Genomic DNA, 14764 nt, shown 5'->3' with positions numbered 1-14764 from the left:
CCATCCTCCTCATCAATATAGATTTCATAAGTGAAACCTTTTTTAGTATGACCTTACAATTAAAAATTATTCAGATTTCTATCACCCTTGACCCCACACTTCTTGCAATGTACTTCTAAATAACGCATCTAATTTTTGTGTAGGATCATCCACTTTAACATAAAGATTTTTACAGTACGTCTCAATATGCTTTATTTCTTTATCTAAATACTCATTAATACTTTCTATTCGCGGTTCCATATTTAGTTCTTCACCGGCCATTTTCCTCTGCAAAAGTTGCTGAATTTCGGTTTTCAAAGGGCCGTCAGTAATTATTTCATTTAACAATTCCTGAAAATCAATGGGTGGAATCGTATTGTTTTTCTCGATCCTTTTACATGCTGAAATTGGTCTGAGGACATAGAAATATTTTTTTATTTTTACTTCTGAGCCCTGTAAATACTCTCGATAATTGTTTTTCGCCATGTTTAAATAGTGATATAAGCTTGCATTTGGATAAAATACTTCTCTTTCCAGTAACCGTACATTGTCAATAAATGAATATGGTTGGTCATAAACAATATCGCTTCGTAGCCATTCTAAAAGAGGCGGATTACTTTTGCAGAATAACCTTAATGCTTTTGTTATTTCCCAACCACTAATATCTAATAAATCATTGATAGGTACTTCAATGACATCCCTCTTAGCACCAATTCCTTGAGGGTCGATAGAAAGATACCATTGAGGCTGATGAATATATATAAAACGAACATCATAATCACTATCCTTAGAAGGAAATCCCCAAGCACGACTACCTGATTCTACAGCATATAATATGGAATGTGTGCAAAGTGAACATGAAAAACTGATTAACCGTTGATATGTCAATGGTAGGAATCTGTGATTTATTTAAATTGAGATGTCGCTTTTCATCGAATATAGATCCTTCTCTAAATCCATATATACATCCATTAAATCTAAATAAGTATATTCAAATATTCCCAATTTTAAATTCAGGATGTTCCTTGAATTGGTGTACTCTCATTATTGTAGAGATACATATATCCATCAACAGCTACTTTCATACGATTCAATAAAAAATATACTCGACAATTAAGAACTACACATTACAATAAAGTTAAAGTATAAATACCAAGGAGAATATCAAAAAATGATTGATAATATTTTATTTAGAAGTGATTTTATCATTATTACCGGAGGTCCCGGTTCTGGTAAAACAACTTTGTTAGATGAAATATTTAAAAATAACTATAATTATATTCCTGAAGTCGCAAGAGAAATCATTCGAACACAAGTCTCTTCTGAAGGTGATGCGCTACCTTGGAAAAATGTAAAAAAGTATCGTGATTTAATGTTAGACAAATCAATAGAAAGCTTTATTTCAGCAATGACGAACCCTCAAAACAACCTCTATTTTTTGATAGAGGCATTCCAGATACTCTTGAATACTCACTTAATCAATATTCCAATTTCGAAGAAACTTGAATCAGCGACTAGAAAGTACGTGTATAACAAGAAAGTGTTTATTTTACCCCTTGGAAAGACATTTACTAAAATGATTCATACGATTTTAAGTAATGTTTTTTTGTCTCCCATTCATTTTTTTGATCTTCAAATAGCTCTGCAAGTCATTCCTTTTCGTAAGTATCAGCGATAACAAGGAAAAAAATCATACAGCTCTTTAGAATCTGTTAGTTGGAGACGTCTTATGATAATACGCTCCAAGTAGTTTCCTCCTTTTGGAATAGTCGTGATATTATTGTAATTTTTAAAAATAAAAAGTTCACCCCTTAACAAATAATTAAGAGAGCTAAATATAATTCCTCCTTCTTAAAAACAATTCAGCAATAAGTAAACTTAACAGCAAACTTAACCATATAGATAGTGGATAAGCTATTTCAACATTTATACCCAGACCATTATTAAAAATCGTTTTTAAAACATATAACTGTATATTCGCTAATGTAAGTGTGTAGCTACGAATCATCCATTTTCGATGTTCTTGTACTTTTTGCTTACGGATTGTCTGGTAGGCCATCCAGGTTGCAAGTAGCCAGCCTATGTCCAAAAAAATAAAACCTAATGTACTTATTAGCCCTCCCGTCGCATAAAATGCCAGGTAAAGCGACGGAACAAAGTTTAGAACAATTGATGCTATGTATATTTTTCCTGTGATTCTGTGTAGGTTAATTTTCTTTTCTCTTATCTTATGTACAAAACCAAACGGGCCATTAAGTAGAGACACTAGGGCTAATACAATGTGGATACGTAGAACTATAAACCATATGTCTTGATTAATGGGAATTGTTTTATGAGATAAAAACCTCGAGAAGATAGGATCCACGATGAAGTTCTTCGAAAACGTGTGAAGCAACCAGGCAAAAGAAATAAAAAATAAGGCACCTATCAGTATTTTTCTCATGATTTTTAGACTCCTATCAATTTATATTTTTAAAATTATTATTCAAAAGAGATTGAACGGTTCATAAGAATAAAAAACTTACTTTAGACAATTTGTGTTTTCAATACTGAAACTTTAATGATTATGAAAGTAAATTGTTCGAAATCCAAAACTAACCGGTATCCATTAAAAATTCGGAATTAAGTTTATCTTTTTGTATATCTAATATATATGTATCTGAGCACTTCCTCCACCTTAAACCGGACCAGATCGGACCGGACTGTCCGGTCTGTATTTTATCATACTATATTCTTCCTCATGCTACAATCTTATATTTTGAAGGTTCATTAATTTAAGATAATCTTTAACGAGCTCAAATCTTACATAAAAGGCTTCCAACAGGGGCTACTATAATAATCCCAATAGTGCATTTATGTAAAAATAAAATCGTACTTGTAGTGTCTTTCTATACTCTAATCAACACCAAACTAAATCGAAACATCTGATTTAGTGAATATATCAACATTCTCCTTAAGCCTATTTCCAAAAGAGGTGTTTCAAATCCATTCTTCCCAATACCAATCACCTGAGATGATTCCTGATGGTCCTGTTCTTGTGATTGGAGGAGGGAATTCGGGTACACAAATTGCGACTGAACTTGCAGAAAATCGTGAAGTAACTATTGCTATTAGCCATCCATTTAAATTTTTACCACTTAATATTATGGGCAAAAGTATTTTTTACTGGTTAGAAAAGATTGGTCTCTTATATGCAGGAACTGATACAAGGCGCGGATCATGGTTTCGAAAACAAAGTGACCCTATTTTTGGCCTTGAATTAAGCGAATTTTGGCTAAGCGAATAACCTCCGTTGACACCTGAAGAAGAAATAATCATTCCTTCTTTAGTCAATTTAGTCAATATTTTAGATAGGTACGTCGGAGAAACTTTTTGTTTTTCTGCTAACTCCTGTACACCAACAAGCTTGTTTGATGTGTCCATTGCAAGAAAAAACACGGAGTGAAGAGCATAATTTGTAGCTTTTGAAAATTTCATAATGTTTGAATCACCTCCAGTGGCGAGATTGCCACCCTTTAACATTTTCTTATTCCATAAAAGCGCCCGATTGTTTAAGTCTTGACCGATTATTCATCTTTTACTTGATTACTTCAAAACATTCACAAACAGAAGCATATCTTCCGAAAATTCTTGTCCAATGTGCATTCAATTCTTTTATAAAGAATTTTTCATGAGCTTCCCCCAATATCGGTAAGTCCTATCTCCTTCGCCTTCTACAATAGAAAATTCTTCACTGATCTCATTCATTGGAGTTATTCGTAATCACTGCTGTCTTAGTGCTTGCTACGGGTTATCATCACTGTTTAAAATGAAGTTGTATTCTTCCGTTGTTGAAAGTGATTCATTCTCCAGTTTATAAATTTACAAGAATGCAGGATTAACCCCAAACTGCCATGATTCTTGATATTAGCGAGAGGCTTTATCTTCATCCAATAGGTGTTTAGAACCACTGAATATGAATTACAATCACATTCATCTCACCACAGTTTAAGATGGGAGTATGCTAATGATGATAATTTTTTCTCACAGTTCTAAGAAAGACATCTTAATAAAGAGCGAGTTCAAAAAAGTTGATAAAAAACATGCTCCATTGATTTAATTTTTATTAAATTAAATTTTTATTCTTTTAGTATTATCCATATAAAACAGATAAAAAAATGGAGGCAAGCCCTGCAAGATGATCGTGATTGTTTGTGCCCAGGTATCTATATCACGTCGAACCATCCTAAGTAAAGGCCGCCCTTTGAGTAAAAAAAGGTCTAAATTTTTTAAAATTTTTCAATTGAAATATCTGAATTAATTGTTATTGCTACTTTAATTCCCGTAGCCTCCGAAAGAACAATTTCTGTTGGTGCAGGTTGAGCAGCATCGCCAGCTGCATACACATTTTTTTCTGATGTTCTTCCGAAATGATCAACAACGATTAACCCATGCTTATCAAGATCACAAGAAAATCCTTGACCAATAATATTTGTTGTATAAGTGGATGGGGTAATAAAGCCTGCTTCCCGCTCAATTTCTACCCCATTTTGAAAGACAACACTACTCAATAACCCATTATGTCCTTTCATTTCTTTAATCTTATCGGTAATCACATGTATCCCTTTATTTTCTAATTCTCGCTTTTCGTTTTCCGTTATTTCATTACCGTTTGTTGCCACGATTAAATCATTTGACAGATTGTGAATTACTTTGGCCGTTAGTGTAACGTCCCTTGTTTCATTTATATAAATTAATTTTTTACCCTTTAACTCCCAACCATAACTATATGGAGATCTAAATAAATTTTTATTGTAATATAGCTCAAAATCAGGAATATCTGTCTGTATTTTAGCACCATCTGTTAGCAGGATTTTTTCAGCAAGAAAATTCTCGCCATCTTCAGTATAAATTTTAAAAAGCTTATTGTCTGATTGTTTAATAAATTGATGGATAACTACACCCAATGAAGAAGCTTTAATGAATTACAGCTCCTACAATTGCTTTAGACTTTCTGCTCTTCCTGTTACGTCCACACCTTTAATAACAATACCTTCGATAACAAGTTCTCCATCCTCACCCGCAATCGTACCATTTAAGCGCTTAAACTCTCCCTGCCAACAAGATTTAAATGTTACACTTGTATCTTCTGTGACATCGTTAACCCCAAGCATTGTTTTGGGAATCTTAGGACAAAAACAAAGTTAATTAAAGGGCTCAACGTTCATTTACTGGATAAAACCGAGATAGTTGGCAACTCTCTAATTTTTCCAACCGCACATTATGTACAATCTCCTTCGCAATCAATTTACTAATAACAGGAGATAACGTGATTGCAGAATGCATACTCGCTATATGAAGTCCTTTTATTTGATCATGAAAACCAACAATGGGGTAGCCGTCTTTAGGCGTTGGATGCATCCCTACTTGAATATAGTCTAACTCAAGATGTTCTCCTTCTTTCAAATCATTACGAAGGGTTTCAAAAGCTCTTTTTCCAACCTCTTCTGGTCCGTTTTCTCCATGGTCATCCAAATAATCTTCAGCAGCAATTAAGGTAGTATCAGATAGCTGTCTTGCATTAAAATAGATGATATTGTATTGCAACAATTAAAGGGTTATCGAACAGCTGTTAAAGCGTTGTTACTGTCGTATGGTCAGAAATTACATGACGATATTACGAAAGATGATTCCTTTATTTTTATATTGCCTAACACTGCTGAACCTTTTGTTTCTACAGAATTAAATGCCATTTTTAACCGTATTGTAGCAGCAGCTGGGTTACCAGCTACCACTATACACGGATTACGACACACACACGCTACAATTTTGATGAATAATGATATTCCTGTGAAAGCCATTGCCGAACGATTGGGAAATACCCCTGAGATAATCCATACAACATACGGGCATGTACTGAGAAAAATGGAAGATAAAATTATCGACACGTTTGACCGTGCTATTGAAAATGGGGCTAAAAGTGGTGCTAGTTCATAACTCCCCCCCACTCAAACCGCTATATAAAGGCACTAACAATGCCTTTAAGATTCTACAGCATATAAAATTATCACTTGATACTCATTTTCAATTTCTTTGAATTTACTAAGTATAATTTCCTTCATATAATTTCCACATTCCAAATTTAATCTTTTAAAGCATTTGCCTTATATCAACTATACCTGTATTATCATATACTCTAAGTTGGTTTCGACCGCTTTCCTTTGCACTATAAAGCGCTTGATCCGCACTGTCAAGCAGCTCGTAAAATGTTGAAATATTTTTAGAATGACCATATCCTGCGATACCAATACTCACTGTCACATTGATCTCAAAATCATCCGCATGATAAGGGTTATCTTCAACATGTTGCCGAACTCTTTCCGCTATTCTTATTGCACTCACTAACGTAGTATTTGGGGATAAAATGACAAACTCCTCTCCCCCATATCTTGTAACAATGTCGATAGTTCGTACAGAATTTGTAATAGTGTTTGCGACGTGCTTTAGTACTTCATCACCGATTAAATGTCCATATTTATCATTGACCTTTTTGAAAAAATCAATATCAATCGCTATACATGAACAATGGTTTTGTCCTTCTAAGCATTTCTGAAAAGCAAGTTCCCCCTGCTCAATTAAATAACGACGATTATATAGCTTTGTCAACTGACAGGTAATCGATAATTCCTTCAGTAAGATAGTATCTTTTCTCACCTTGTCGCTCATTTCATTGAAGGACGAACAAAGCTCCTGAAATTCTTGCGCATAAGGTGCCAGCTGTTGTTCATTTATTTGATAATCATAAAAACCTTGTTCTACCTTTCTAACACCTGTAAGAAGCTGCTGGATAGGTTCTTCAATTCTTTTAGAGAGATGTAACATCATTTTAATCATAAAAAATGACCCTACTACTAAACAAATGGTTATCCATAAAAATCTATTGATTAATGGTTTATAGGCCTCTAACAGACCAATTTCTGATATGATAAACCATTTCCCTTCATTTATAGGCTTACTTTTAGCAAGAACCCACTTATCATTCGCGTCTTTATAAAGCTCGAGGTCGCTTGTTGTATTTTTTAAAGCTGCGTTCAGAATATGTTCATCAACAAAATAATTGCCAGAAGACCGTTGTTGTTTATTATTAAATTCAGTGAGCATAGTACCTTCTCGATCTATAATATAAGCATGACCTAAAAAGCCCACTCTCGATTCTTGTAGCAGTTGATCGATGGTGTCTAAATTTACTGCGCCAAAAACTACACCATTGAATTGTTGTTGTGCATTAAGAATCGGTGAAGCAAATGCAATAATAGGCTGCTTTGTAACTTTACTTATTAAAATATCTGTTATATACGGTTGTTTCGTTTTTTTAGCAACTTGAAAATACTTTCGGTCATTTACATCCATACTAACACCAGTTGTACTGTTTTCGGTAACTGTATCAACTTGCACGATGCCCTCTTTATTGACGAATATTAAGTCTGTGAAATTTGTTTTTTCTTTAAAATCTTGAAAAAAAGCTTGCGATTTTTCAAAATTATAGTCCTTTACAAAATCTAAATTAGCTATTGTATGTATATCACTGGATCGCTCTGATAACCAGCTTTCAAAAAAATATGATTGAGCATTCAAATAATGTGTCATCTCTTCATTTTGATGTTGAATGGTTTGTCGATATTCAATATATAGCGTTGGAATAAAAATACATAAACCAATAATAAAAGTAATCCATACAAGTGCTCGATGAAGCTGACCTTTTATTGTGTTTGGCTGTGGAAACTTTTTTAAAACCCTCAAAGCAATAACCTCCAAATTAATCTAAATATTTCCTTAAAATGGGCAATAAATAGTATTTTATTCATTAAAAATACCACAACCGAAAGATTGTGGCAGTGAGAAATTTAATAGTTAAGAAAAATTTATTGCAATAAAATTTGAAGAATTGTAATAAATACAGCCGCAACAATAGGCACTACTTTCAAAGAGGTGTAGCCGACTGAAGATGTACATATTGGCTCTAACGGATCCTTCGTTGGTGAAGCTAAATATTGAAGAAACCGTTGCCAGCGACTTTTCTTGTATGTCATTAGTTGCTTAGGAATCTCTACTTTATCTTGATCTAAGCTGGCTTTTAACCATTGTTCCTTTTGAAATTCATCCTTAAGCATCGAAATCCTCCTTTAGCTCTTCCTTTAAAGTCCTCATCGCATTATGTAGCCTCGATTTAACTGTACCAAGCGGAATGGACAAAATTTGTGCAATTTCCTCCTGTGGCAAATCATGATAGTAAACAAGCAAAATAACAGCTCGTTGCTTATCCGGTAAGCGAAGAATCGCTTCCTGTATCGTTAATTTCTCGTCAGCAGACATTCGATGACTTGACGTCGGTACTAAAAACGGGAACAGCGTGCGCCATTTTTTACGACGATTCAATTTATTAATCATTAAGCGGTAAGCGATTTGAAATAAAAATGCTTTCACCGTTCCCTTTTGCTGGTCAAAATCTTGTTTTATATATTGTAAACGCTCAAAGGTATCTTGCACAATATCAATGCTTAGCTGATCTTCCCGAGTATAGCGAAATAAAAAGCAGTATAACGGCTCATACAAACTACTATAGAGCTGTTCAAAGCCCTCGACATCTCCGTTTTTATAGGCCTCCATCCACTCCTCATTACTTATCATCTAGCTCATCCCCCAAATGAGCCTTAATGGACTTCAATGTCACGGACACACGTGAAACTAAGTATGCGACTGTTACAATGACCCAAACTTGCGATTGATTTGTAAAAAACTGCACATATGGATTTTCGATTGTTTGGCCGGAAGACACAAGCATATTTAATGCCTGCACACAAAGTATCGTATAAACAGCTAAGACAAGAGTTAATGTATCAAACACATTCCAGCGTAAATAAACTGTTGATTTTTTATAGTTAATTTTCCCATTCTCACGTACAATATATTTTCGCTCCATGGAAATAGCAATCACTATGAATACTACCATCATGATGCCACCAATTATAAGAGACACTATCCATCCAATTCCCATAAAATCACCTACTTACTGGTATATACTTTTTTAGCGATGGCTGCTAACCCCAAGCTAATCACTGCTAAAATTATACAATATTGATATTGCGGAAGCCATGTTTCGTCAAATAAATTCAAGTACATTTGCAAACTATCAAATAAATAAAGCATTGGATTCCAGATTAAGAAAATAAAATAATCTTGAGGGTTTTTCTCTGCAAGCGTTAAAAACAACGATGTCATCTGTATTGAAAACATAAATAGTAACATAATCGGCGTTAGCATACTTTGTGCCACTTTTTCATTTTTAAATAGACCTGCCAATATAAAACTCAATGGATATAATGCCAGTAAAACAAAATTACTAATCAAAATAATCATAAAATAAGATGAAAGTGAAATATCAATGACGAAGGAATAGCCAATGAGTAATAGCACTAAAAATACATTTAATAATGTAAAGACACCTATTCCCATCCCAATATAGTAAGTGTGTGGCTTAATGCCTGTTCGCTGTATCCATTGGAAGGTTTTATTGGCCTTCATATCTGCCAAATAAATTGTGGCACTGGAAAAAGCAAAGGAGAAAATTAACATTATAATAGAGAGTGGAAGAAACTGACCTTTAATCATAATATCGATAAAATTGGTAGCATCTCCAGTAATCATATTTTTACATATAACTGAACTAATCATAAACATAATAGCCGGTAGTACATTTCCCAAAACCATTCCTGGATTACGCATACTTTCTAACATATACATACGTGCAATTTGTTTAATCATCTTGCTTTTCCTCCTAAAATTTGACCTGTTACTTCATAGTAGAGACCTTCGATTCCTGGCAATTTCGCCTCTGTGTATTTTCTATAGAGCTCATCCTGTGTGCTATTTTCAATGAGCTTTCCGTCTTTTAAGATCACTACATAATCAAATAACGGTTCTAACCCTGCCACTTCATGACTAATAATAATAATCATTTTGTTACGTTGACGAATTTCATCTTGTAAGTAAAACATCAATTGCTTTTTCTTTGTTAAATCTAAATCAGCAAACGGCTCATCTAAAATGATGATCGGTTTATTTAATAAAAATGAAAGGAAGATGGATACTGCTTTTCGTTGACCGCCTGATGCATTTTTCAACAATATATGGTCATAAGTCGGTAATCCTAATATTTCATATAGCTCTCCCAAATCATTCTTATTGTTCGTCAATGTAGTAAAAAGAGCCATCACTTCACGAATTTTAAGATGCTGATAACTCGAAAAAAATTGGTACTGCAATGCAACTTGCTCTTGTACATATTGGGATGAATCATTGAATAGAATGGAACCACCATCAGGTTTTACATCTCCAGCTATACATTTTGATAATGTAGATTTACCCGCTCCATTCTGACCTAATAATAAATAACAGTACCCCATTTTAAATGTGGCCGACACACCATCCAAAACGTTCACACCATTATATTTTTTCACAATATCCTTCACAATAAGTTCCAAAATAAACCCTCCCTTTTTATATGTTCACTGACTATACAATTGGGGATTGCAAAAGGTTCATTTTATTTTAAAAAAATGAAATGAAAATATATGTTTCTATAAAATGATTTTTTATGTAAAATAAATAATTATTGGTAATTTAGTAAAAGTAAAGGGACGCCAGCATAATGTGGGGTTGATTTCCGTTTTGACTGGGCGCTTTCCTGGGGGCGTCCGATGAGCCGCTTGGGGCAGCAGATGTTTTTTGCGCGAAAGCGAAGCGGCAGTAGCAGATGTTTTTTGTGCGAAAGCGTAGTGCAACGTAGCGGCAGCGACAGGATGTTGGTCACGAAGGCGTTATCATAGGGTGTGATGCTCTTAGCCTTCTTTCCTCTATTGCTGATCCCTGAGGAGTCGCCCAGTCTCCACTCAACTTATATACATGGTATGTGTTTTAATAAATGAAATAAAAAGAAATAAATAAATGCTAGTATATAATAGAAATCATTTTGCAATAGCCTTATAAACAACTTAAGCGAAAAATAAGAATTTGAATTTTTACTGTACGATTAATAGAATACTAATTTAAAGGGAGTTACCGAAGTGAGCGATTTTGAAGAACTTAAGTATTTTTTAGGACCACATTTTGGTCCAGAGATAGACTGGGAGCTAATCGAATACGCTGTTATTGATCATCGACAATTAAGTAAAAAAGAACGATCCAAATTCAAAGAAGAGCTCCTTTATATGAAACAACTGTTAGAACAAAATCAATATGAAAAAATACAGCAGATTATCGAGAAGCATGCTTTAGAAGATACAAAACTTTACGATATAGAAAAAATACGAAGATTTATTGATGAGGTTTTACCTATTATTGAGAAATATGAGTATAAGAAAGGTATCCCTTATGTCCCATTTAAAGCTTTAAACTATTTGTTTGATAAAATTATTATCCCTACTAAAACATTTTTATCTTTTGACTTTATTGCTATAGATATCAAAAGAGAAGGGGATACATTTATACATCATATCTTGCAAGATTTACAAAATGTAGAAAAAGCCTTTATGGAGCAAGATGAAGCAAAGATTCAAAAGTTACAGCAACTTTCTAGAGAAAAAGGTGTTAATATTTTTGAATCACAATATCGAGATGAATTTATCCAAGTAGTAACGAACGAATTAAGTTAATAAACAAGTATGTCCTATAAAGAGAATTGACTACGAATAATAGCCACTGTATAGCTCGTTCAGCCCCCATAATATATTCGACCCATAAAGTATAACTTCAATTCATAGTGATTTTTCTACTTATAATAAGTAATGATAATCAGGATTTTACGCTTAGTAAATGTCAACACCGAGCGTTAAGTGGAACGGATTTGGCGAATGCTATTTCTTTCTCTTCTCACTATTGGACACAGTATGATTGTTTGTATATACAAAAAGACCTCTCATCACCAAGGAAAGGTCTTTTTGTTGTTTAAGATTTTATTATTTTCCAAAATTCTGTTCCATAGCTATTATTATTAAATTCAACAGGTGTTTGTGTTTTCACAAAATTCTCGCCAACATCTATTTTGTTTACCTGATTTTGTAATGGTGAGCCAAATGAAAATTCCAGTTGTAAATCAGTAAGGTTAAACAAAATTGAATGCACTGTTCCAAAGCTTTCATTGTAATTATGGACGGATAATCCTTTAGGAAACTCTGTTAAAAGAAGCTCTTGGATTTCATCAACAGATCTTTTGCCACTTTCCTTCAATTTCCCCTCACAAATATCATATCTTAATTGAGAATGCTCGAGCTTGCCAGGCTCCATTTTTTGTATTGTAGAAAATAGACCATGGTTAGTGGCAATAAGATAATCTAATTCTGCACGTTTCACTTCTTTTATGCCGTCATAGGTTCCAATTATAGCTGCGTCGCCATTTGCATCAGCTATAAGTAGATTCATATTCGTTCCTACAGGCATATTATTAACCATATAAATAGCTTCTTCTACATTTTTACAATTTTCTAATAGAGCTCTGACAATAACCATAAACTGTAACCCAGGTACTACTGGTGGTCTCATACCAGGATATTTGCCAATGGGCATACCACACGATGCATAGGCAACACATAGCCCCTTCTCATTTAAACCTTCGCTTCGACCGAATGTAGAAACAGAAAAACCTGTATGAGTATATTTCCCTTCGACAACTGTTGTACATAAGCGCATATCTGAAATGTTAGGTGATAGATCATAATTTCTTAAAACATATGTTTTACCATCTGCCATCTTTCCAGGTAAAATAGCCCCTAAACTACATCCCCCAGGAATTAACCACGCATTTTGATAAAAATTTAGTTGTTCGGGCGCATAGCCAAAGGCTTCTGCAAATCCTTCTAATTCTTTATTTAAACCTGGGCAATACTGCTCAATTTGTGCTTTCATTTCAAAATAAGCGTTGTCAGAAGTTAAATTTCCCGTAATGAATAGCGATTTCGCAAAAGGGTTTTTTTGAAATTCTCGTGCCTGTTGTTGGCCAATCTCGTATGAACTACCTTTAAGAAATGCAAACTGTCCTGTATTTGTTTTCATCGATATACCCCATTCTATATATTACTAGCAAGACATTCTTACCTTGCTAAATACAGAATAAAGTCTCCATCTACTGGAGAGTTTAGCTAGTTTCTTACTTTCACAAACACTTTCGTCAAAAAATCATTTGGATGTAGCTCAATATTTGGTTTAATATTAATTGGATTTACTACTTCAGTTGGGATTAACCCCTTTTTGTACTGCTCCATAAATGTCCCTTCTACCTGGAGGGATTGTTCGGTAAGCCATTCCTGCAAACGACTATAGCCAAAATGCAACTCCGAATACGGTCCCTTTACATTTATACAAGCATACTTGCCTTCTGATATTACTTTAGTATACTCCCCTTGTTGAGTTGCTTTTACTGGTAACAGTAGTTCAACATCTCCTATATTTTGCTTCCTGTCTTGTTGATGGAAAATTGCAACAAGCTCCCCATCTATCTCAAATTGATAGGCATATATTCGTTCAAATAATTTTTGTACTAGCTTATCCATTTCAATAATATGAATCTTTTCACGGATGGAAAGCACCTGTGTTTTTGGTCGTTCTTCTATGTAACAACTTGATAATATCGGCTTTGGATTAAAAGTCTCAGTGTTCCGAATAGAATTTTTCACTTGGACAATATTTTGAATTTGTTCAGCGATTATTTCTTGTTGGTGCTCTAATTCCTGAACTTTTTTATTTAATCTCATCTCTAAATCTTGCTTATCATTTTTCCCTTTAATAATCTGTTCAATTTCGTTTAATGAAAAATGGCAATGTTTAAGTACCTGTATAGTCTTCAGCTCGTTTATTTTATCGTAATCATAATAACGATAACCTGTCACTTGATCTATAAAGGATGGCTCAAGTAACCCAATATCACTATAATAACGAATGGTTTTTATAGGAACATTGCACAGATTCGAAAATTTCCCAATGCTATACATAATAAAACCTTCTTTTCAAATATTGTTGAATTCGATTAACCGCTTAGTTATTACTATATCGTACGATTGTAATGTGGTAAATGTTTCAAATTTAATGTTCATTATCCTAACAAGGCAAACATTTTAACAAAAGTCCTCCCTAACTCAAAAAGAGGCTGGGACATAACTAATTAGCTCTTTGCGAAAGCCGAATTACTTTCAAATAAATTAAGCACTATATTTAGAAAACCCGAACAATGGCAAAACACCGTATGAGTGTCTTGCAAATTTGTTCGGGTTTTACTTTAGCTAAAATACTTTTGTCCCAGCCTCTTTTTGTTAAATATTATTTATGAGTACTTTAAATTACTGCAATGAATGATTGCACTGTTAGTTCGTATGTGCATTGTCTTTCTTTCGTGGGCATTCGCCTTCCTTCCGCGGGTATTCACCCTGCTTCCTCAACTCACCTTATATAGAAACTTATTTTTTAAAGCGATTACGTGTATTGACATAGACAAGTGTGAAAATTGTAAGACCTATAAAGAGAACTAGCCCGATGATAAATAGCCATTCCTTTGTGAATAGCTCGTTCAGTCCCCATAATAGTAAACAAAAACAATAGCCGTACATCACTTTGCCCATTATATTTCTCTTTCTCACTATTGGACATCGTATTATAGCCCGCTATTAGAAATGCACCTTTTCCTTGTGATAAAACAATTGCAAAGATTAGGAACGGAATCATTATGATCAACCAAACAATGGCATACATGATGATTAGT

17 protein-coding genes and 4 pseudogenes are annotated in these 14764 nt (G+C 33.9%); 4 read left to right on the top strand and 17 right to left on the bottom strand.

Features of this window, described 5'->3' with window-relative positions:
* Positions 1-81: 81 nt before the first annotated feature.
* Positions 82-867 carry a nucleotidyltransferase domain-containing protein gene (locus ABH968_RS12655; RefSeq protein ID WP_370044381.1) on the bottom strand — a complete coding sequence of 262 codons (786 nt, stop codon included), beginning with the start codon at positions 865-867 and terminating at the stop codon, positions 82-84.
* Positions 868-1150: 283 nt separating this feature from the next.
* Here ABH968_RS12655 and ABH968_RS12650 point away from each other — a divergent pair, with 283 nt between their 5' ends.
* Positions 1151-1657 carry an AAA family ATPase gene (locus ABH968_RS12650; protein WP_370044380.1) on the top strand — a complete coding sequence of 169 codons (507 nt, stop codon included), beginning with the start codon at positions 1151-1153 and terminating at the stop codon, positions 1655-1657.
* Positions 1658-1810: 153 nt separating this feature from the next.
* Here ABH968_RS12650 and ABH968_RS12645 read toward each other — a convergent pair whose 3' ends face one another.
* On the bottom strand, positions 1811-2422 hold the full coding sequence (locus ABH968_RS12645; RefSeq protein WP_370044379.1) for a DUF2306 domain-containing protein: 612 nt from the start codon (positions 2420-2422) through the stop codon (positions 1811-1813).
* Positions 2423-2950: 528 nt separating this feature from the next.
* Here ABH968_RS12645 and ABH968_RS12640 point away from each other — a divergent pair.
* Positions 2951-3247: pseudogene (locus tag ABH968_RS12640) on the top strand (NAD(P)/FAD-dependent oxidoreductase); the annotation flags it as partial.
* On the opposite strand, the pseudogene ABH968_RS12635 reads toward ABH968_RS12640, so the two are convergent.
* The 5 genes and pseudogenes from ABH968_RS12635 to ABH968_RS12615 form a co-directional block, all read right to left on the bottom strand.
* A pseudogene (locus ABH968_RS12635) lies at positions 3247-3456 on the bottom strand (Rrf2 family transcriptional regulator); the annotation flags it as partial. The pseudogenes ABH968_RS12640 and ABH968_RS12635 sit on opposite strands and share 1 nt — an antisense overlap.
* 100 nt (positions 3457-3556) lie before the next feature.
* Positions 3557-3837, bottom strand: a pseudogene (locus ABH968_RS12630) (ASCH domain-containing protein); the annotation flags it as partial.
* Between the two features lie 410 nt (positions 3838-4247).
* The gene (locus tag ABH968_RS12625; protein WP_370044378.1) at positions 4248-4925 is read right to left on the bottom strand and encodes an FAD-dependent oxidoreductase; all 678 of its coding nucleotides are present in this window, start codon (positions 4923-4925) and stop codon (positions 4248-4250) included.
* Between the two features lie 27 nt (positions 4926-4952).
* A complete protein-coding gene (locus ABH968_RS12620) occupies positions 4953-5132 on the bottom strand; it encodes a hypothetical protein (protein WP_370044377.1) in 180 nt (59 codons plus the stop codon).
* A 43-nt stretch (positions 5133-5175) separates the two neighbouring features.
* Positions 5176-5568 carry an FAD-binding oxidoreductase/lyase gene (locus ABH968_RS12615; protein WP_370044376.1) on the bottom strand — a complete coding sequence of 131 codons (393 nt, stop codon included), beginning with the start codon at positions 5566-5568 and terminating at the stop codon, positions 5176-5178.
* Between ABH968_RS12615 and ABH968_RS12610 the strand changes: the two genes are divergently transcribed.
* Positions 5560-5955 carry a tyrosine-type recombinase/integrase gene (locus ABH968_RS12610; RefSeq protein ID WP_370044375.1) on the top strand — a complete coding sequence of 132 codons (396 nt, stop codon included), beginning with the start codon at positions 5560-5562 and terminating at the stop codon, positions 5953-5955. The two genes, ABH968_RS12615 and ABH968_RS12610, sit on opposite strands and share 9 nt — an antisense overlap.
* A gap of 153 nt (positions 5956-6108) precedes the next feature.
* Here the strand turns inward: ABH968_RS12610 and ABH968_RS12605 are convergent, their stop codons facing one another.
* The 6 genes from ABH968_RS12605 to ABH968_RS12580 form a co-directional block, all read right to left on the bottom strand.
* A complete protein-coding gene (locus ABH968_RS12605; RefSeq protein WP_370044374.1) occupies positions 6109-7758 on the bottom strand; it encodes a sensor domain-containing diguanylate cyclase in 1650 nt (549 codons plus the stop codon).
* A 122-nt stretch (positions 7759-7880) separates the two neighbouring features.
* Complete coding sequence (locus ABH968_RS12600) at positions 7881-8129, bottom strand: hypothetical protein (RefSeq protein ID WP_370044373.1); 249 nt, start codon at positions 8127-8129, stop codon at positions 7881-7883.
* Positions 8122-8625, bottom strand: coding sequence for an RNA polymerase sigma factor (locus tag ABH968_RS12595; RefSeq protein ID WP_370044531.1), 504 nt, complete (start codon positions 8623-8625; stop codon positions 8122-8124). Before ABH968_RS12595 ends, ABH968_RS12600 begins: the two co-directional genes overlap by 8 nt.
* 10 nt (positions 8626-8635) lie before the next feature.
* Positions 8636-9013 (bottom strand): group-specific protein, encoded by a 378-nt coding sequence (locus ABH968_RS12590; RefSeq protein WP_370044372.1) that lies wholly within the window; start codon positions 9011-9013, stop codon positions 8636-8638.
* A gap of 8 nt (positions 9014-9021) precedes the next feature.
* The gene (locus ABH968_RS12585; protein ID WP_370044371.1) at positions 9022-9780 is read right to left on the bottom strand and encodes an ABC transporter permease; all 759 of its coding nucleotides are present in this window, start codon (positions 9778-9780) and stop codon (positions 9022-9024) included.
* A complete protein-coding gene (locus tag ABH968_RS12580; protein WP_370044370.1) occupies positions 9777-10499 on the bottom strand; it encodes an ATP-binding cassette domain-containing protein in 723 nt (240 codons plus the stop codon). The genes ABH968_RS12585 and ABH968_RS12580 overlap by 4 nt, the downstream gene beginning before the upstream one ends.
* 582 nt (positions 10500-11081) lie before the next feature.
* On the opposite strand from ABH968_RS12580, the gene ABH968_RS12575 reads away from it, so the two are divergent.
* Positions 11082-11669, top strand: coding sequence for a hypothetical protein (locus tag ABH968_RS12575; protein ID WP_370044369.1), 588 nt, complete (start codon positions 11082-11084; stop codon positions 11667-11669).
* Positions 11670-11961: 292 nt separating this feature from the next.
* Here ABH968_RS12575 and ABH968_RS12570 read toward each other — a convergent pair whose 3' ends face one another.
* From ABH968_RS12570 to ABH968_RS12555, 4 genes and pseudogenes are all read right to left on the bottom strand, one after another.
* The gene (locus ABH968_RS12570; RefSeq protein WP_370044368.1) at positions 11962-13065 is read right to left on the bottom strand and encodes a C45 family autoproteolytic acyltransferase/hydrolase; all 1104 of its coding nucleotides are present in this window, start codon (positions 13063-13065) and stop codon (positions 11962-11964) included.
* An 86-nt stretch (positions 13066-13151) separates the two neighbouring features.
* Positions 13152-14000: a MerR family transcriptional regulator gene (locus ABH968_RS12565; RefSeq protein WP_370044367.1), complete on the bottom strand. Its 849-nt coding sequence runs from the start codon at positions 13998-14000 to the stop codon at positions 13152-13154.
* Between the two features lie 462 nt (positions 14001-14462).
* On the bottom strand, positions 14463-14624 hold the full coding sequence (locus tag ABH968_RS12560) for a hypothetical protein (protein ID WP_370044544.1): 162 nt from the start codon (positions 14622-14624) through the stop codon (positions 14463-14465).
* 46 nt (positions 14625-14670) lie between these two features.
* Positions 14671-14727: pseudogene (locus ABH968_RS12555) on the bottom strand (DUF3784 domain-containing protein); the annotation flags it as partial.
* Between the last annotated feature and the right edge of the window lie 37 nt (positions 14728-14764).

The organism is Lysinibacillus sp. RC79, from assembly GCF_041262405.1.
Taxonomy (GTDB): Bacteria; Bacillota; Bacilli; order Bacillales_A; family Planococcaceae; genus Lysinibacillus.
Note: the sequence above shows the minus strand (reverse complement) of the source record. Positions and strands in the feature narration are given on the sequence as shown.